Here is an 18,323-nt window from a genome sequence, read left to right as displayed (position 1 = left end):
CGGAACGTACCGACACCAGACCGTCGCCGGTTTCCTCGAATGCCACGGCGGTCGCTGGATTCGCGATGAGCGTCGTGAACTCGAATTTCCGGAGTGGCGGTCGGATGGCGTGAAGTGGTGCGCCCGCGGCTTCTCGCTCTACATCGACGTCCAGGATGCCCGTCAGGGTTTCCGGATGCACCGAGCCCACGGCGGCACGTCGATGAGCGGCACGGACGTGTCGATTCCGTTGAGCGAGATCGGAGCCCGGGCGAATCGGTGTCAGTCCCGCGTGACCGGCCGCTGCAGTTCGGTGACCCAGTCGTCGGTGTTCTCCGAGTAGACGAGGTACCGCTCGCGGGCCGGGCCGTCGGCGCGGTAGCCGTTCGCCTCGATCCAGTGCTCGAGCGACGCCCACGCCGGGAGCACGTTCTCCATCGAGCCGCGGTGCTCGAGCGTCGCCGCACGCGGAATCTCGGGCAGATCCACGACCGCGAAATCTCGTCCCGGTCGCTCGTCGGGCCCGACGGGAATCGCGGCATGGACGACGACGTCCGCCCCTGCCGGGGTGCGCTCGTAGTAGGCCAGCGCCGGCCCGATGCCCCGGACTCCGTCGCGGGCCAAACCATCCATCAGCTCGTCGAACAATGGCTTGACGACCGGACCGACATGCTCGGGGTCGAAGCCGGCCGCGACCCCGGTGAGCTCTGCCACCCGCAGACCGGGCAGTGGCTTGACGACGATCTCACTATCCGACATCGCGCGCACCTCTCCGTCGACACTCCCGATCAGGCACCCGATTCCAGTTTGCACGGGTGGCCGCCGGTCGTGTCAAGCGGCGGGAAGCGGTGCACTCACGTCACCGAATCGGTCGTCTCCAGCACGACAGGATCGTTCGCCTCCTCGCACGCAGCGACGACGAACGCCTCGTGCGCCTCCGACGCCTGAGCCTCGGTGGCGTACCGGCGATGCCGAAGTGTCGTGTGATCGCGATCGAACACTGCGGTCTCGAAGATCAGCGGAGGTTCGGCCACCTCCCCGAGGTCGACGCCCACCCACACCGTGGAGATGTCGCGTATCCAGTCCAGGTCGGCCATGTCCATCACCGTTGTCGCCCGGATCCGGTCGTACCCCGGCCGTCCCAGTAGCCGCTCGGCCTCCTCCGGTGGGATCGGTCGCCCGTCCCGGTCGTACCACCGCCGACTCGGTTCCACCCCGTCCGTCATCGCCTCACCTCCATCGTTCGACACCGGCGTAGAGCCGAAGGCCCGACTGCGTCGGAAGACATCGGTAGGTGGCGAAGCTTTTGCATTCCAACTGCTTTCAGCAGTTCGTACGCCAGTGGGCACGAGCGTAGTCAACCACGGCGGCCTCTTCGCCGAGCGGTTATCTATGCCGTCTGGTATAGATTTACTAACCAGTTTGCTGGAGACAAGATGCTCCTATCGAGAGAGGAAAACGCCGCCGGCCCGGTACCACCGAGGTTCGGTACATCGCTTCCGAGATCCGCGAGACCACTCCGCGAGGTTCGGTGGCCCGAAAGAGAGACGAGTGTCATGGCACGCAAGCACGAGTACTTCACAGACCTGTACACCGACGCCCTGATCGGGTTCGCCGCCTTCACCCACCTGCCGGCGTCCGTCGTGCGGACCGCCGCGGGCTACGCAATCCGCGCCGATGCCGGCTTCGGGCGCTTCCTCCTCGCCACCAACGGCGACCAGGGCCTGGCCGAGGCCCGCACCGACCTCGACACCTGGACCGTCGAGATCCACGAGAGCACCCCTATCGGGGCAGATCTACTGGCAACGGAAACCGACCGCGACCTGGTGGCCGCGTACGGGCGCGCGGTGGAGCGCCTCGAATTCGAGGGCTCGTGGTCGCCCGTCGAGGTCGCGCTCGACCGCCCCGTCACCATCGTCGAGGGCGCCGCATGACGCCGTGAACGCGTCAGTCCTGATCAGCTGCGACAGGTGACTTCACGAGCTCGCCGAACTTGGCGTCCGACTCGATCCACTTTCCCGAGTTGCGCAGCGTGTCGAGCGCCTGATCGAAGGCGTCCGCCAACCACTCGTTCTCGGCCTCGGCGAGCAGTTCGTCCTCGGTGACACTGTGGGACTGCTGGAAGAAGGCCACGTGCCAGGCCTCGATCGCGTCGATGTCGTTGGTCAGCCCGTCCTCCGCGTTGGTCGCAAGAACATAGCGATTGAACTCGAAGTCGACGCGGATCGCGTACCGGCCCGCGGTGTTCACGACATTGGCGGGACGGTGCGTGGCGGCCGCGAGCGCAATCAGGGCGTCGGTGTAGCGATCGGCGTGTTCCTGCGTGCGGGGCATTTGCCCTCACCTCTTCCTTGAAGTGGCCCCCGTGGAGCCCACGGTGGCAGCCGCGCACGGGACTCGAATTGGCCCGCCCGTTGCGTTTCGCCCGCTCGATCGTAGCGTCCGCGACGACGATTTCCGCAAGTCAGGGCCCGTCTGATGGCGCCGAAAGAGGTTACCTATGTACTGACGACACAGGTTTCGATCACAGGATCCGTCAGCCCGGCCGCTGCTATCGACCTCCGACGCACGATCCGCAGCACTGCACGAAGCGGAGGATTCGATGAGCACTGATACCCGCAAGCACTCCACTCGCGGCGCTGGTTCTACCGTGGCCCCCTCCGCCCGGGCGGGTACGGCGCCTCGGTGGCCGCAGAACTGCGTGCAACGCCCAGGGGGAGGCGTCGCTCGACCGCAGCCTGTAAATACCCCCAAGGGTGTGACATGCTGGAGAAAGGGTGGGGACCGGATCATTCGGAGGCACCCCGATGATGTTCTGGTACGGAAACGGCATGAACGGCTGGGGATACGCACTCATGGCCCTCGTGATGATCGCAATCTTGGTGGTGATCGTCCTGATGGTGATTGTCGTTGCCCGAGCGCTCACCAGCACAGGGCAGCCGCCCCCGTCTCCACCTCCATCCGATACGCCTGAGCAGCTTCTAGCGCAGCGAATGGCTCGCGGTGAGATCGACGAGGACGAGTACCAGCGCAAACTCGGCCTGCTCAGGGACCGCCACTCTCCCGGCCAGGAAGGGAGGTGAGTAGCCATGACCGAGCAGATGATGATGATGTGTCATCACATGATGATGTGGCTCCACGACATGGGGATCATTCCACCCATGCAGATGATGCCCATGCACTGAACCGCAGCCGGTGCGCTCGGTTGACACCTTCAGGCGGTGTCGACTGAAGGCATCGTCAACCGAGCGAGTTGGTCATCTCGCATCGTTCGCCAGAGCCGTTTCGCGACTTGCCGTTTCAAGCAGCGCATCGCCTCCCGTGAGGTCTTGCCCTCAGCCATCTTCCGCTGGTGGTCGGCATAGCCGAGGCTGCTGGGTGTCCGTGCCTGGGTAACCCCGACGATGTGAATCGCGGAGTTGAGCATTCGGTCGCCCCTGCGAGAGAGTCGGTGTCGCTGCTTGTCTGCACTGGCGATCTCCACCGGCGCTGTACCGGTGTAGTTCGCGAGCGAAGACTCACTCGGGAACCGGGTGGGATCGCGGGTGCGGGCGAGAATCCGAGCCGCGGTCACCGCGCCTACGCCGGGAATCTTCGGTAGTTGGATTCCGCTGGCGGCGAGTTCGGTCTTGATCCGGGCGGTGATCTCGTCGATCTGAAGCCGGAGCCGGTGGAGGTCGCCGACGATCTCGAGAGCGATGCTCTTGCGCATCGCATCCGCCCCGCTGTCCGGATCGTACGCCTCGAGCTGCCGGGGGGCAGCGTCTTCGGTGTGAACTGGGCGTGAGCCTGACCGGATCCGCGAGATCCTCGCTCGAGGACCTGGTGTCCGTCCTGAGCAACGAGAACGCACACATGGCGGAGGACCGTTCCGCCCCGAGCGACGTCTGATCGGCAACTCACGTGTCCTCGAGTCGGACGTCCGCGGGAGACTTGTCGTCCCGCACCCCGCGCCAGCTCGGGTGCCGCAACCGGCCGGCCTCGGTGCGCTCCCGATACCGCACCTCGCCGACGATCTTCGGCGTCACCCACACCGTGTCGCCGCGGCCGACGTCCGGCACGTCGTCGACGAAAGGGCTCGTCTTTCGCTCCAGGGGCGCCAGCATCGACGTCAACCGGTCGAGATCGCGCTCGCTGAACCCGGTGCCGACCCTGCCGATGTAACGCAGCCCCGCCTCCTCAGGAATGCCGAGCAGCAGCGAACCGAGCACCGCGTGCCGTGCGCCTCGCCCACGTCGCCACCCGCCGATGACCGCCTCCTGGGTGAGCCAGTTCTTCGTCTTGATCCACGCCGATCCCCGCTTGCCCGGCAGATAGACCGAGTCGCGCCGCTTCGCCACGACGCCCTCGAGGTCACGACTGCGCTCGCGGACCTCGGCGACCGACCCGGTCAGCTGGGGCGGCACCACCAACCCGTCGACGGCCGCGGCCAGCGCGTCGAGGATGCGACGCCGGTCGTCGTAGCGCTTGCGGACCAGGGAGATCCCGTCCAGGTAGAGCACGTCGAACGCCCAGAACTGCGGCGCTCCCCCAGCCTGCAGCGCGGGAAAGCTGGTCCGCCCCTGGCTGTCCAGACTCACGACCTCGCCGTCGAGCACCACCCGGTGCCCGTCCAGCGCCCGCGCAAGGGATTGCAGTGCCGGGTACCGATCGGTGACGTCGTTTCCCGACCTCCCCCGCAATCGTATTGCGTCGCCGTCGAATTCGACGATCAAACGGATGCCGTCCCACTTCCCCTCGAACGCCCACTCGTCGGGGTCGAGACCATCGAGGGTGCCCGCGGTGGCGAGCATCGGGGCGAGTCCGCGCGGCAAATCGGTGCGGGCGCCGTCGCCGTTGCCGTTGCCGTCGCTCTTCATCAGATGCATCAGCCACTGGTCACCCTCGGTGCGGATGAGCGCGTACCGGCCCTGCACTCGGCTGCCGAAGAGTCGGACGATCACCTCGTCGTCCTGCCACTTCTCCGGTTCGTACGTTCCGGCGTCCCAGATGCTCACGGTGCCACCGCCGTACTCCCCGCGGGGAATGCTGCCCGAGAAACTCGCGTACTCGAGCGGGTGGTCCTCGGTGTGCACCGCCAGGCGGTTCTCCTTCGGCGACGTCGGCACACCCCGCGGCACCGCCCACGAGACCATGACGCCGTCGTGCTCGAGTCGGAAGTCGTAGTGCAGCCGACGAGCGTGGTGTTCCTGGATGACGAACGAGTTCCCCTCGCCGCCTTCTTCTTCCGTCCGCGGTATCGGCTCGGGTGTGCGGTCGGGGTCGCGCTTGCGGCGGTACTCGGCGAGCGGATCCAGTGGCGGGTCCAGGCCGGCGAGCAGGTCGCCGTCGCGGCGGAACCGGTCGAGTACCTCGTCGAACCGCAGGTGCCGCAGATCCGGATCCTCGAGTTCCTCCCATGCGCGCGGCGCCGCCACCGTCGGCGCGGAACGCCCGCGCATCGAGTACGGCGCGATGGTGGTCTTCGCGGCGTTGTTCTGACTCCAGTCCAGGAACACCCGTCCACCGCGCACCGACTTCGCCATCGTCGCCGTCACCAGGTCGGGGTGCATCTGCTCGAGACTCGTCGCCACCTTTTTCGCGACCGTCGACGCACCACCCGGCGCCAGCGCCCGGTCCAGCGGGACGTAGACGTGGATTCCCTTGCTGCCGCTCGTGACCGGGAACGCCGCCCACCCGAGGGTCGCGACCAGGTCACGGACCGCGAAGGCGACCCGCGCACACTCGGCCAGCCCGACGCCGTCACCGGGGTCGAGGTCGAACACCAGCCTGGTCGCGGGCCCCGGCTCGTCGTCGACGAACCGCCACTGCGGCACGTGCACCTCCAGCGCGGCCTGCTGGCCGATCCACGCGAGCGCCGCCGTCGAATCGATCAGCGGGTAGCGGACCGCCCGATCCTTGTGATGCACCGCCCTTCGGCTGAGCCATTCCGGGGCGGACTCGGCGAGGTTCTTCTCGAAGAACGACGGCTCGTCCACGCCGTTGGGCCAACGCTTCCGGGTGACCGGACGGTCGATCGCGTGCGGGAGCAGCGCGGGCGCGATCGCAGTGTAGTAGTCGATCACCTCGCCCTTGGTGGTGCCGGTGGCCGGGTACAGCACCTTGTCGAGCCGGCTCACCGTCAAGCGTCGACCGTCGATCGTGCGCGTCGGCATCCGGGGTACCTCCCGTCACGGAATACCCACATTGTGCGCCGCCGACAGGCACGATGTCCTGCTCTTTCCTCCACCGACCAGGGCCACCCCGTCCGCGACCTCGTCCCGAGTGCACGGATCCGCTTCGTCAACGCTGACTGTCGATGCGGCGACGCCCACCGAAATCGCTTGCCAGCCCGATCAGCTCACCCGCAGCGGGGTGCAGTGGGCCTTGCGAACTCCACACCGCGCGCAATGTCCGTTCGAGATCGAGCCCCTCGACGTCGACCACCACGAGGCCGCCCGACGCGACGCGGTCGGCGACAGCGAGCGCGCTCAGCACCGCCGGCCCCACTCCAGCCAGGACGCTACTGCGAATCGCACCCGAGCTACCCAACTCGAGGAGCGGAGGACAGCGCGGATACCTTTCGAGTGCCACATCCAGGGTGGTGCGGGTTCCCGAACCCGGCTCTCGGACGATCAACGGTGTCGTGGCCAGTTCAGCAGCACCGACCGGACGGCCGCGTGTGGCCCACACATGCTCTGGATGGACCACCACCACCAGACAATCCCGGGCCACCGGAACACTCCTGATCTGGTTGGGAATCTCGGGCGACTCCACGAACCCCAACTCGCAGGATCCATCCGAGACCTGTTCGAACACCCGTAGCGAATTCTGTACTTCCAGATGAATCGTCAGATCGGGATGTGATTGCCGAAAGCGGCCCAGCCACAGCGGCATCAGATGTTCGGCGACGGTCATACTCGCGCTGACCCGAAGTCCGCGCGATCGCTCAGCCCGCAGGCCGTCGACGGCTTCGAGCAACTTGTCCATGTCGGCCAATATCTTTCGGGCCCAGTGCGCAACCACCACGCCATTCGACGTCAAGACCGAACCGGTAGTGCTGCGCCGCACCAACGTCATCCCGAATTTGCGCTCCAACTGAGTGATATGGCGACTCGCATTCGGTTGCGCCATCCCGACCAGCCTGCCTGCGGCACTCAAACTTCCACTGTCGGCGATGCCGACCAGCAACTCGAGGGCAGTGTGATCGAGCGACCGACGCGACATGCGACAACTGTATGGCCGACCGCACATACATATCAATTCGGTATGACGCGTTGCCCAATCGGTCTCTACCGAACAGCCGGTCGACGAAGGATTGTCGTAGTATGAAATCCGTACTGGGCCAATCCGACGCCCCCAACGCTGCGTCTCCATCCCCATCCGGCCCATCACGTCTGGACTCGGTGCGCGCATTGGTGCCGGGCATTGCGTTGTCCGCCTGCGCTGCCGTCGTCGCCATGGGCGTCAGGCACTTCGTCCCCACGCTGAGCCCACTGCTGATCGCAATCGTGCTGGGCGCCCTGACTGCCAATCTCGTCGTTCTACCGGCCAGCTTCGGCGCCGGAATCACGTTCTCGTCCAAGAAGCTTCTGCGCGTGGGCATTTCCCTGCTCGGACTGCAACTCGTCCTGGGGGACATCCTCGGCCTCGGATGGGGCGTCATCGCAATGGTCGTGGCGATCGTCGTCCTCGGAATCATCGGAACGATGTTCGTGGGTAGCCTGTTGGGCCTCTCCTGGACCCAGCGGGTGCTCATCGCCTGCGGCTTCTCGATCTGCGGAGCCGCGGCAGTTGCCGCAGCGGACGGCGTCGTCGAAGCCGACGAGGAGGAGGTCCTCACCGCCGTCGCCCTGGTCGTGATCTTCGGCACCCTGATGATCCCGACGATCCCCTTGATCTCGAGCGCAATCGGTTTCGACGACACCGAAGCGGGGCTGTGGGCCGGCGGGTCGATCCACGAGGTCGCTCAGGTCGTCGCCGCCGGCGGCATCATCGGCGGTGCAGCCCTCACCGTGGCAACGATCGTGAAACTGGCCCGGGTCCTCATGCTCGCCCCGGTCATGGCTGCCCTCAGCATCATGCAACGCAGACGGACCATCGGGCAGGGCACCACGACCAAACGCCCACCACTGATTCCGCTCTTCGTCCTGGCATTTCTCGGACTCGTCGTCATCCGGTCGACGGGAATCCTCCCGGCCGGACTTCTCTCGGCTGCGAGCTCACTGCAGACTGCGCTGCTGACCGCGGCAATGTTCGCGCTGGGTGCAGGCGTCCGCATCGCCACGATCAAGAAGGTCGGAATCCGGCCGTTCATCCTCGCGGCGGCGTCCACCGTCTGGGTCGCGGTCATCGCCCTCGTCGGAGTCATGATGGTCTGATCCAGGGGCCCCGAAACGAACCACGGGCCTGCCGCGCACGACGTGCGCGGCAGGCCCACGTGCTCGTGGCCCCGCCCGGCTATTCCACCAGGTATCGGGCGAGGGACCGCGCCACACAAACCGGCTTGTCGGCCCGGTCGCACTCGACGGAGACGTCGAGTGCGACCTGCACGCCGCCGGGAATGTCGGCGACGGACGCCACCCGTGCGTGGCCGCGCACGCGCGCACCACCCGGGACCGGAGAGGGGAAACGCACCCGGTCGAGTCCGTAGTTCACGGCCGCGGTCACGTTCTCGACGCGGATCAGATCATCGAAGAACCGTGACAGCAACGACAGCGTGAGGTAACCGTGGGCGATCGGACCGCCGAACGGACCGTCCGCCGCGCGCACCGGATCGATGTGAATCCACTGCCTGTCCTCGGTGCAGTCTGCGAACGTGTCGATCCGGTTCTGGGAGACCGTCACCCAGTCGCTGGCGCCGAGGTCGGTGCCGACCGCGGAGCGCAACTCGTCGAGAGAGGTGAATACCGCCATCACACTCCTCCCGACAGGGTCAGGCCACCGTCGACGACCAGAGTCTGCCCCGTGATCCACGCCGCGTCGTCGGACGCGAGGAACGCCACGGCGGCGGCGATGTCCTCGGGCTCGCCGAGCCGACCCAGCGGGTAGTCGGCGGCCACCTGCTCCTCACGCCCCTCGTACAGCGGACCGGCGAACCGTGTCCGCACGACCGCGGGCGCGACGGCATTGACTCGCATCGCCGGGCTGTTCTCGGCCGCCAGCTGCGCGGTCAACGCGATCACCGCGGACTTGCTGACTCCGTAGACGCCGATGTCGGTCGCCGGCCGGAGCCCCGCCACCGAGGCGACGTTGACCACCGCGCCGACCGCCCCATCCAACTGCTTCCGGAAGCGCCTGGCCCAACCGATCACGCCGAGCACGTTGACCCCGAGGATCTTTCGCGCCGCGTCCAGGTCGGTGTCGAGCACCGGCCCCGAGACCGGGTTGATGCCGGTGTTGTTGACGAGGACGTCCAACCGGCCGAAGACCTCGACGGCCCGCGCGATCGTCTCGGCCTGGTGGGTCTCGTCGTCGGCCCGGCCAGCGACGGCGAGCGCCACCGACGGGCCGCCCAACTGTTCGACGGCGGCGTCGAGCGCGTCCTGGTTGCGCGCCGTGATCACGACGCGCGCGCCCTCGTCGACCAGGCGCTGCGCCACCGCGAGACCGATGCCGCGGCTCGCCCCGGTGACGACGGCGACGCGGCCGACGAAGCGAGCCGTCATATCGAGATCCCGCCGTCGACAGGAAGCACGGTGCCGGTGATGTATCCGGCGTTCGTCGATGCGAGGAACGCGACCGCCGCCGCCATCTCGCGGGGATCGGCGAAGCGGCCCATCGGGACCTGTGCGATCAACTCGGCCTTCTTGTCCTCCGGGATGGAGGCGATCATCCTGGTCTCGGCGTTGGGCGAGATCGCGTTGACCGTCACACCGAATCGGGCGAGTTCCTTCGCGGCGGTCTTGGTGAAACCGATGATCCCGGCCTTGGCCATGGCGTAGTTCGCCTGGCCCGGATTGCCGCGCAGACCCGTGTAGGAGGTGACGTTGACGATGCGGCCGTAACCGCGCTCGCGGAAATGGGGCACACAGGCGCGGCTGAACCGGAACGTCCCGCCCGCATGGACCGCCATGACCTGCTCGTAGTCGTCGTCTGTGAGCTTCCAGAGGACTCGGTCGCGGAGGATGCCGGCGTTGTTGACCAGCACGTCGATCCGACCGGTCTCGGCGATCACGCGATCGACCACGGACTGGACCGAATCGCTGTTGCTCACGTCGGCTACGGCACAGCGGCACCCCACCTCGGCAGCCGCTTCGGTCACCGCATCGCCGTCGAAGTCGACGAGGTACACGGTGGCACCGGTCTCGTGGAAGAAGCGCCCCAACTCGAGCCCGATGCCGCGTCCACCGCCGGTCACGATCACGGACTGGCCGGTGAAGTCGAACGACACGTTCGACGTTGTCTGTGTCCCAATCGTTTCGGTCATCAGCTCAGCCTCTCGAAGATGATCGCCATTCCCTGGCCGCCACCGATGCACATGGTCTCCAATCCGAACTGGAGGTCACGCTCCTGCAGCGAGTGCAGCAGCGTGGTCGTGATGCGGGCACCGGTCGCACCGAACGGATGCCCCAGCGCGATGCCGCCGCCGTTGACGTTGAGTCGGTCGATGTCGATGCCGAGATCCCGGTACGACGGGATCACCTGCGCCGCGAACGCCTCGTTGATCTCGGCGAGGTCGATGTCGGAGATCGACAGGCCCGCCTTCGCGAGAGCCCGACGCGACGCCTCGACCGGGCCCAGTCCCATGATCTCCGGCGACAGGCCGCTCACGGCGGTCGACACCACGCGTGCGAGCGGGGTGAGCCCGAGTTCGGCGGCCCTGTGGTCGCTCATCACGACCAGCGCGGCGGCACCGTCGTTGAGTGGACACGCATTTCCGGCGGTGACGGTGCCGTCCTCCCGGAAGACGGTTCGCAGTCCGGACAGCTTCTCGAACGTGGTGCCCGCTCGGGGTCCGTCGTCGGTGCGGACCGCACTTCCGTCGGCGAGGATGACCGGGGTGATCTCCCGCTCGAAGAACCCGTCGGCGATCGCCTTCTCCGCCAACTGCTGTGAGCGGGCGGCGAATTCGTCCTGCTCGGCCCGGCTGATCCCGCGGTAGGTGGCGACGTTCTCCGCGGTCTGCCCCATGGTGATGTAGACATCGGGCAGCAGGCCCGCGGTGCGCGGGTCGGTCCAGGTCTCGTTGGTCTCCGCCAGCCGCGTGGTCCGTTCCTGCGCCGGCGCGAACAGCGGGTTCTGCGACTGGATGTCGCCGGCCCCGACGCCGTTCTGCTGCGGGTACCGCGAGACGCACTCGACACCGGCGGAGACGAACACGTCACCGTCACCGGCCTTGATCGCGTTGAACGCCATCCGCGTGGTCTGCACGCTCGACGCGCACGCCCGGTTCACCGTCACGGCGGGAACTGCATCCATACCCAACTGGACTGCAACACGGCGGGCGATGTTCTCGCTCTGCTCACCGGTGTGCTCCCAGGCCCCCAGGTACAGGTCGTCCACGGTGTTCGGATCGAGCGAGGGGATCTGGTCGAGAGCTGCTCGAACCATCTGCGCGGCAAGGTCGTCCGGCCGGACCCCTGCCAACGATCCCTTACCCGCACGCCCGATCGGCGAACGTGCGGTTGCGACGATGACTGCTTCGGTCATGATTCGTAACTCCCGTTCCGCCGGCCGCAGCCGGCACAGGTAACAGCGCCAACTCGCGCCAGAGTGACTTCCTACGTGAACTCGGTCGAACCGGCCGGGAGCGTCGTCGCGGGCAGACATGTCATCCACGCGCGCGACGCGGCGCTTGCCCGCGCGGTCGGTCCCCGTTCCGCCTCGACCTCCGCCCATAGGGCGGATCGCTAAGCGTTCGCTTAGTTTGGGGCGGTTGCTCGCGAAAGTCAATCCCAGCCGCGGAGACGGAAGCAGGTGGACCGAATCTGGTTCTGGCCGAGCACGACAACAGTTCGAACAGTTGATCTTGCGCGTGCAACACGGAGGTCACGCCTCGAGGGGCAGTCGGCCAGGGCCGCACTGCAGCAGCTAGATGTGCTCCACCAGAATAAGCAATCGCTTATTGATCGGTGGATGCGCCACCGGCCGTCACAAGGCGCGCTGAAGGCAAATTCCGGTGCGGGGACGAAATTGTCGGCGCACGGGCACTATCGCGTCATCGACGATGCGGCCGTAGACGTGCCGGGTGGGCGGCGGTCCACGCGGCCTTCTTCTCCCTGGCCGACCTCGCATACGCCTTCTCCATCGAGAAGGATCGAATCGGGTACCGAAGCGGTGGCGACTCACACACTTTCGCCGGGGCGAACTTCACGTAGGGATACGACGGCCGACAGTGGCCCTCGATTGTCGCGGGGGGCCTCTTTCACAGGTGGAGAGGGACTCGCCGCCGAACAGGAGACACGCACTGGTGCCGGCCTCCCGATCCGCGGGGCGCACGAGCCCCACGGATCGGGAGGGCGAGGATCACAGCGCGAGATCGCGCCCGATGATTTCCTTCATGATCTCGTTGGATCCGGCCCAGATCTTCGTGACGCGCGCGTCCATCCAGGCGCGCGCGACGCGGTACTCGCGCATGTAGCCGTAGCCGCCGTGCAGCTGCACGCAGTGGTCGAGCACCTCGTTCTGCACCTGCGCCGACCACCACTTGGCCTTGGCCGCGTCGACGGCGCTGAGCCCGGCATCGGAGTGCTGGGCGACCGCCGCATCGATGTACGCCTGCGCCACCTCGATCTTCGTGACCAGCTCGGCCAGCAGGAACTTGTTGTGCTGGAACGAACCGATCGAGTTCCCGAACGCCTTGCGATCCTTGGCGTATTCGATCGTCTCCAGCAGGATCTGCTTGGCGTGCGCGACATTGGTCACCGCGGCGCCGATGCGCTCCTGCGGGAGGCGTTCCATCATCGCCACGAATCCCGTGCCGGGCTCGCCCAGCAGCGCGTCGGCCGGGAGACGGACGTTGTCGAAGAACAGTTCGGCGGTGTCGGACTCGGGCTGGCCCACCTTGTCGAGCTTGCGTCCCCGCTCGAAGCCCGGGAGCGACGCATCGACGAGGAAGAGGCTGATGCCCTTGGAACGCTGTGTCGGGTCGGTTCGCGCCGCGACGACCACCACGTCGGCGGTGTAGCCGTTCGTGATGAAGGTCTTGGATCCGTTGAGAATCCAGTCGGAGCCGTCGCGAACGGCGGACGACTTCAGATTGGCCAGGTCCGAGCCCGCAGACGGCTCGGTCATGCCGATCGCCGCCACCGCGTCACCGGACGCCATCCGCGGCAGCCACTGCTGCTTCTGCTCCTCCGACGCGAGGTCGACCACGTACGGCGTCACGATGTCGAAATGGATCCCGAAGCTCGACGCGAGGGCCATGTTGACGGCGGCCAACTCCTCGGTCGCGACCGCGTTGAACCGGTAGTCACCGGCCTCGCTGCCGCCGTAGACCTCCGGAATCTCGAGGCCGAGGATGCCCTGCTTGCCGGCCTCACGCCACACCTCGCGCGCGATCAGCTTGTTCTCGCTGTGGGACTCGACGTTAGGGACCACTTCCCGCGCCAGGAAGTCGTGGACCGCCGCGCGGAACTGCTCGTGATCGGCGGTGAAAACTGCTCTCTTCACTTCGTACCCTTTCCGACTCAACCTCCATCGGCTAAGCGCTCGCTTAGTTTGCGACGAGAGTGTGGGAAAGTCAATGCGGAAACGCCGACATCGGGTCGGCGGATGCGCCGGAGGTCGGAGACAGATGTCATCGCAATCAGCAGGACCGCGCGCGGACCGCCCCATCGGGGAGGCCGAGCAGCGGCTACTCGACTCCGCGCGCGACGCGTTCGCCGCGAAGGGCTACCACGGGACCAGCACGCGCGAGATCGCCGCGGGGGCGAACATGAGCCCCGCCGCGATGTACATCCACTTCCGGTCCAAGCAGGACGTGCTGGCCAGGCTGAGCCTCGAGGGGCACATCGCGGCGTACGCGGCCCTGCGCGCCGGCGCCGAGACCGCGGGATCTCCGACGAAACGCCTGCGTGCCGCCGTCTACGCGTTCGCTCACTGGCACGCCGAGAACCACAGGACCGCCCGGGTCGTGCAGTACGAACTCGCCGCGCTCGACGACGAGAACCACGCGCGGGTGGTGCAACTACGCCGGGACATCGTCGCCACCGTCCGTTCGATCATCTCGGACGGCACGCGTGACGGGGAGTTCGCGGTGGACAACATCGACGTCACCACCCTCGCGGTTCTGTCGCTGTGTATCGACACGGTGCGGTGGTACCCGTCCCGCGAGCTGCATACCCCCGAGTCGGTGGGCGCGTCGTTCGCGGCCTTCGCGGAACGAATGGTGAAAGCGGATGTGTGACAACACACATCCGCCCACCTCCTAAGCAATCGCTCAGGCCGAGCTCCATCCGAGTCGACTCAGCGGCTGCTCACCGAGTAGTCACCGTCGGCGTGTGCCGTGAAGCGCCAGCCGCCGTCCACCCGCGCAAGATCCACATCCGCGAGATTCACGGTGTCCAGTTGCGGCTGCTCGGCGCCGGGATACCACGCCTCCACCCGTCCGCGACCGCTGCCGGCGAAGCCCTCCGACGTGACGTCGGTCAGAGATCCGGGCGTCGCGCGCGGGTACGCCCGGGCCAGCGGAGTCACGAATCCGTCCACCATCCCCAGCGACCGGCCCGACGGGCAGTCGATCCGATTGAGGTTGCCCTGCGGCTTCTCGGTGTTGCCGTCGCGCACGGCGTGCGGATCGCCGCACGCCTGCGTCCACGACCACCACGCGCCGCCCATCCGATGCTCGTTCGTGGCGTCGACGAACCGGTCGACGGCGGAGGACTGCTCGTCGGGTTCACCGAACCAGCCCCATTCGCCCGTCCACAGCGGTGCGCCGTACCAGTCGGCTCCCGCGGCGGCGATCCGGAATCCGGTCTCCAGGGAGGGGAACTCGCTACTGACGGTGATCGACTGACTGTAGAGGTGCGGCGAGAACACTACGAGCGGATCGGCGAGGTAGTGACGCGGCGGGAGCGCGTCGATCCCGAACGCCGACCAGACGGCACTCGGTTCGAAGAAGATCAGGTGCGGAAAGCCGCCGGATTCGGCCTGCCGGATGGCCGCGATCGCGCGCTGGTAGAAACGGCCGATCTGGTCGGCGGCCGTGAACGGGTCCCGCAGTCCCGGGTTCGGCTCGTTGAGCAGGTCGTAGCCGGCGACCGCGGGCTCGTCGGCGAACTCGGCGGCCAGCCGCGCCCACGTCGCGACCAGGCGGCCCTGGATCCCCTGTTCGTCGTCGTAGAACGCCTGGAACGCGCGCGCAACGGCGGGTGACGCCTCGCGCAGTCCCCCGATGTTGCACGTCGTCCATCCGCCGGTCAGCGTGGCCCATTCCGGTGCGCCGTCCCACCCGATACCCGGCTCGAGCAACGGTGGGCAGGTCTGCCCGGCGGGGGTTCCGACGAACGGACCCCACGCGTCCTGATGCATGTCGAGCACGGTGTAGATGCCGTGGTCCTTCGCGTCCTGCACGGCGGAGCGGATCCGCTGGACGTAGGCCTGGTCGAACGCGCCCCGGGTCGGCTCCAGCGCCGACCACGACACGTTCAGTCGCACCACGTCGAACCCGAGCGTGGCCATCCGCGCGAAGTCCGTTCGATCCAGCGGAGCCACCGTCGGGAGGTCGGTTCCGTTCTGCGCGTAGTCGTTGAGCTGATTCACATTCGCGCCGCGCAGGAGCACCGTCCGACCTTCGACGTCCTTGATCGTCCGATCGTCGACCGTCAGCTGCGGAAGCGTCCACCCGTCGCCGAGCGGAGCCGCTTCCGCAGCCGGGACTGCCTGCAGGGTCAGAGCCGTCAGGGCAAGCAACAGCAACGCGCGCACGGTGAGCCTTCCTGTACAACCGTCCAAGTGCCCGAGAGCCTAGGCTCAGACCCTCCGTGCAGGAGTCTGAACCGTGAAACTCACCCTCAGGTAAGAGTTTTCGGACGGTTGCGGTTGCTCACACCAGTTCGCGCTTGAGGATCTTCCCCGTGCCGGTCATCGGGAGCTGATCCACGATCCGCACCTCGCGCGGGTACTTGTAGCTCGCCATCCGGTCCTTCGACCAGGCGATCAACTCGTCGGCCGAGATCCCGGAGCCCTCGTGCGGGATGACGTAGGCGCGGACCTCCTCGCCGTGGCTCTCGTGCGGCACTCCGATCACGGCCGCCAACGAGACCGCCTCGTGTGTCATGAGGACTTCCTCGATCTCCCGCGGATAGACGTTGAACCCACCGCGCACGATCATGTCCTTGGCTCGGTCCACGATGTAGTAGAAACCGTCGTCGTCGCGGCGGGCCAGATCGCCCGTGCGGAACCAACCGTCGCGCATCACCTCGTCGGTGGCCTCCGGCCGACCGTAGTAGCCCTTCATCACGTTGTGTCCGCGGATCGCGAGTTCGCCGACGGCGCCGATTTCGTCGACGGTGTTCCAGTCACGATCGACGAGGCGCACGTCGACGCCCCAGATCGGGATCCCGATCGATCCCGCTCGCGGTGCCTGCTCCGGATCGCTGAACAGGGCGACCGGTGAGGTCTCGGACAGCCCGTATCCCTCGAGGATCTGGACCCCGAATCGCCTCGCGAAGCGCTCGAGGATCTCCACCGGCAGCGCCGCGCCCCCGGATATCGCCTTGCGGAGGTTGGCGGCGATCCGGCCCACGTCGACCGAGTCGTCGACGGCTCCGAGCAGGCCCCAGTACATCGTCGGCACGCCCGCGAACATCGTGATCGACTCGCGCTCCATGATGTCCAGCGCCGCGCTCGCCTCGAAACGCGGGAGCAGCACGAGCGTCGCGCCCACCGAGAAACCGGCGTTCATGTTGATCGTCTGCCCGAACGAATGGAACAGAGGAAGCGTCAGCAGGTGGGTGTCGTGCAGGCTCGGGCTGCTGTCGAACAACCGGTTCGAGGCGATGGCGTTCATGACCATGTTCGACTGGGTCAGCTCGGCGCCCTTCGGCCGGCCGGTCGTCCCGCTCGTGTAGAGGATGACCGCAGTGTCCGTGGCTTCCCGCGCCACCGACTCGAACGTCGACGGCTGGTCGGGCAGCACCGTCGAGAGCGCGGTGATTCCCACATCGCTGCCGGCTGCGACGCTGCCGTCGCCGCCGATCACGAACATCGTTCGACACGAGGGCGCCTCGTCGAAGCCGTCCCGTCCGTACTCGCCGATCGGCAGATCCGGTCCGCCCTCGAAGCAGAAGTAGGCGACCGCCCCGCAGTCCTGCAGGTGGTAGGCGATCTCACGTCCCTTCAGCAGGACGTTGAGCGGCACGACCACGGCGCCCGCCTTGAGGATCCCGTAGTAGACGATCGGGAACCACGGCAGGTTGGGGCAGGAGATCGCGACGCGGTCACCGGGAACGATGCCCGACGCGACGAGGAGATTGGCGACCTGGTTCGCGAGACCGTCGGTCTCCGCGTAGGTGAACCGGTCGTCCCCCAGCACCAGCGCGTCGCGGCTCGGGTACTTGCGGGCCGAGTCTTCCAGGAACATGGACAGATTGAGCATCGGGGCGTCTCTCTCGGGCAGCGGTCGTGAAGGTCAGTGGCTCGGCGCGGTCTGGACGCCGATCGTGGTGAACAGTTCGTCGAGAAGCTCGGTCGCGCGGGGCCATTCGCCGTAGCCCGAGGCGGGGTTGAGGTGTCCGACCTCGCCGAGGTCGACGAGACGGCCGCCCCACGCGTGTGCGAGGTCGACGACGACGGCGAAATCGGCCAGCGGGTCGTTGGTGCTGGCGGCGACGATGCTCGGGAACGGCAGCGGGCTGCGCGGCACCGGGTTCCAGCCGTTCGCCTCGAGGTCCGCCAGCGCCGGGTATCCGGCCGGCAGCGGGGTGGAGAGGTCCGACGGGGTGGCCAGGATCGCGCCCGCCACCGGGCGGTCGTGCCGGGCGGCCCAGTGCACGGTGATCATCACGCCGGCGCTGTGCGCGACGAGCACGACGGGGCCGTCGATGTCGGCCAGGACGGCGTCGAGCGCGGCCACACGGGCGTCGAGGCTGAGCTTGTCGTGCTCGAGCGGCGGGACGGTACGGACCTTGTCCAGGCCGGCGGCCAACAGGGTCTGCCAGTGGTCCTCGACGTGGTCACGCAGTCCGGGAACGATCACGACGGTCGGGGAAACGGAGCTGCTCAAGGCATTTCCTCCAAAAGATCTCGAGGCGGGCAGACGGAGCGGGGACGCCTGTGGGCGTCCCCGCTCCATCGAGAGGTGCTGTCGCAGACGTGAGACAGCGGGTCAGGCGTGCTGGGTGAAGCCGACCTGGCCGGGGCGACGGTTCGGGGCGTAACCGAGCTCGGCGAGGGTCTCGTCGGCGTTCGCGTAGGTGGTG

At 67.2% G+C, this 18,323-nt stretch carries 18 protein-coding genes; 4 read left to right on the top strand and 14 right to left on the bottom strand.

What is annotated here, in order from left to right:
• Positions 1-261 precede the first annotated feature (261 nt).
• Both DEU38_RS00090 and DEU38_RS00085 read right to left on the bottom strand, forming a co-directional pair.
• The gene (locus DEU38_RS00090; protein ID WP_114718115.1) at positions 262-738 is read right to left on the bottom strand and encodes a GyrI-like domain-containing protein; all 477 of its coding nucleotides are present in this window, start codon (positions 736-738) and stop codon (positions 262-264) included.
• A 95-nt stretch (positions 739-833) separates the two neighbouring features.
• Entirely contained in the window at positions 834-1,205 is a 372-nt protein-coding gene (locus DEU38_RS00085; protein WP_114718114.1) for a hypothetical protein, read from the bottom strand.
• A gap of 330 nt (positions 1,206-1,535) precedes the next feature.
• On the opposite strand from DEU38_RS00085, the gene DEU38_RS00080 reads away from it, so the two are divergent.
• Positions 1,536-1,913 carry a hypothetical protein gene (locus DEU38_RS00080; protein WP_114718113.1) on the top strand — a complete coding sequence of 126 codons (378 nt, stop codon included), beginning with the start codon at positions 1,536-1,538 and terminating at the stop codon, positions 1,911-1,913.
• 13 nt (positions 1,914-1,926) lie between these two features.
• On the opposite strand, the gene DEU38_RS00075 is transcribed toward DEU38_RS00080, so the two are convergent.
• Positions 1,927-2,313, bottom strand: a complete 387-nt coding sequence (locus DEU38_RS00075; protein WP_114718112.1) for a hypothetical protein — start codon at positions 2,311-2,313, stop codon at positions 1,927-1,929.
• A 473-nt stretch (positions 2,314-2,786) separates the two neighbouring features.
• Here DEU38_RS00075 and DEU38_RS00070 point away from each other — a divergent pair, with 473 nt between their 5' ends.
• Complete coding sequence (locus tag DEU38_RS00070; protein ID WP_114718111.1) at positions 2,787-3,062, top strand: SHOCT domain-containing protein; 276 nt, start codon at positions 2,787-2,789, stop codon at positions 3,060-3,062.
• Positions 3,063-3,193: 131 nt separating this feature from the next.
• On the opposite strand, the gene DEU38_RS00065 is transcribed toward DEU38_RS00070, so the two are convergent.
• The 3 genes from DEU38_RS00065 to DEU38_RS00055 form a co-directional block, all read right to left on the bottom strand.
• Positions 3,194-3,691 (bottom strand): transposase, encoded by a 498-nt coding sequence (locus DEU38_RS00065; RefSeq protein ID WP_258557575.1) that lies wholly within the window; start codon positions 3,689-3,691, stop codon positions 3,194-3,196.
• A 187-nt stretch (positions 3,692-3,878) separates the two neighbouring features.
• Positions 3,879-6,134, bottom strand: coding sequence for an ATP-dependent DNA ligase (locus tag DEU38_RS00060; RefSeq protein WP_114718110.1), 2,256 nt, complete (start codon positions 6,132-6,134; stop codon positions 3,879-3,881).
• Between the two features lie 127 nt (positions 6,135-6,261).
• Complete coding sequence (locus DEU38_RS00055) at positions 6,262-7,185, bottom strand: LysR family transcriptional regulator (RefSeq protein WP_114718109.1); 924 nt, start codon at positions 7,183-7,185, stop codon at positions 6,262-6,264.
• A 101-nt stretch (positions 7,186-7,286) separates the two neighbouring features.
• Between DEU38_RS00055 and DEU38_RS00050 the strand changes: the two genes are divergently transcribed.
• Complete coding sequence (locus DEU38_RS00050) at positions 7,287-8,339, top strand: YeiH family protein (RefSeq protein WP_114718108.1); 1,053 nt, start codon at positions 7,287-7,289, stop codon at positions 8,337-8,339.
• Positions 8,340-8,418: 79 nt separating this feature from the next.
• Here the strand turns inward: DEU38_RS00050 and DEU38_RS00045 are convergent, their stop codons facing one another.
• The 5 genes from DEU38_RS00045 to DEU38_RS00025 all read right to left on the bottom strand — a co-directional run bounded on the left by DEU38_RS00045 (position 8,419) and on the right by DEU38_RS00025 (position 13,572).
• Positions 8,419-8,874, bottom strand: a complete 456-nt coding sequence (locus DEU38_RS00045) for a MaoC family dehydratase (RefSeq protein WP_114718107.1) — start codon at positions 8,872-8,874, stop codon at positions 8,419-8,421.
• Positions 8,874-9,626 carry an SDR family oxidoreductase gene (locus DEU38_RS00040; RefSeq protein ID WP_114718106.1) on the bottom strand — a complete coding sequence of 251 codons (753 nt, stop codon included), beginning with the start codon at positions 9,624-9,626 and terminating at the stop codon, positions 8,874-8,876. The genes DEU38_RS00045 and DEU38_RS00040 overlap by 1 nt, the downstream gene beginning before the upstream one ends.
• Positions 9,623-10,387 carry an SDR family NAD(P)-dependent oxidoreductase gene (locus tag DEU38_RS00035; protein WP_114718105.1) on the bottom strand — a complete coding sequence of 255 codons (765 nt, stop codon included), beginning with the start codon at positions 10,385-10,387 and terminating at the stop codon, positions 9,623-9,625. Before DEU38_RS00035 ends, DEU38_RS00040 begins: the two co-directional genes overlap by 4 nt.
• Positions 10,387-11,610 carry an acetyl-CoA C-acetyltransferase gene (locus tag DEU38_RS00030; RefSeq protein WP_114718104.1) on the bottom strand — a complete coding sequence of 408 codons (1,224 nt, stop codon included), beginning with the start codon at positions 11,608-11,610 and terminating at the stop codon, positions 10,387-10,389. Before DEU38_RS00030 ends, DEU38_RS00035 begins: the two co-directional genes overlap by 1 nt.
• An 816-nt stretch (positions 11,611-12,426) precedes the next feature.
• Positions 12,427-13,572, bottom strand: coding sequence for an acyl-CoA dehydrogenase family protein (locus tag DEU38_RS00025; protein WP_114718103.1), 1,146 nt, complete (start codon positions 13,570-13,572; stop codon positions 12,427-12,429).
• Between the two features lie 124 nt (positions 13,573-13,696).
• Between DEU38_RS00025 and DEU38_RS00020 the strand changes: the two genes are divergently transcribed.
• Positions 13,697-14,308: a TetR/AcrR family transcriptional regulator gene (locus tag DEU38_RS00020; protein ID WP_114718102.1), complete on the top strand. Its 612-nt coding sequence runs from the start codon at positions 13,697-13,699 to the stop codon at positions 14,306-14,308.
• Positions 14,309-14,367: 59 nt separating this feature from the next.
• Here DEU38_RS00020 and DEU38_RS00015 read toward each other — a convergent pair whose 3' ends face one another.
• The 3 genes from DEU38_RS00015 to DEU38_RS00005 all read right to left on the bottom strand — a co-directional run bounded on the left by DEU38_RS00015 (position 14,368) and on the right by DEU38_RS00005 (position 18,127).
• Complete coding sequence (locus DEU38_RS00015) at positions 14,368-15,828, bottom strand: glycoside hydrolase family 5 protein (protein WP_114718101.1); 1,461 nt, start codon at positions 15,826-15,828, stop codon at positions 14,368-14,370.
• 118 nt (positions 15,829-15,946) lie between these two features.
• On the bottom strand, positions 15,947-17,500 hold the full coding sequence (locus tag DEU38_RS00010; protein ID WP_114718100.1) for a long-chain fatty acid--CoA ligase: 1,554 nt from the start codon (positions 17,498-17,500) through the stop codon (positions 15,947-15,949).
• Positions 17,501-17,533: 33 nt separating this feature from the next.
• Positions 17,534-18,127, bottom strand: a complete 594-nt coding sequence (locus tag DEU38_RS00005) for an alpha/beta hydrolase (RefSeq protein WP_114718099.1) — start codon at positions 18,125-18,127, stop codon at positions 17,534-17,536.
• Positions 18,128-18,323: the final 196 nt, after the last annotated feature.

This window comes from Rhodococcus sp. AG1013 (assembly GCF_003350365.1).
In the GTDB taxonomy this organism is placed as follows: domain Bacteria; phylum Actinomycetota; class Actinomycetes; order Mycobacteriales; family Mycobacteriaceae; genus Prescottella.
Note: the sequence above shows the minus strand (reverse complement) of the source record. Positions and strands in the feature narration are given on the sequence as shown.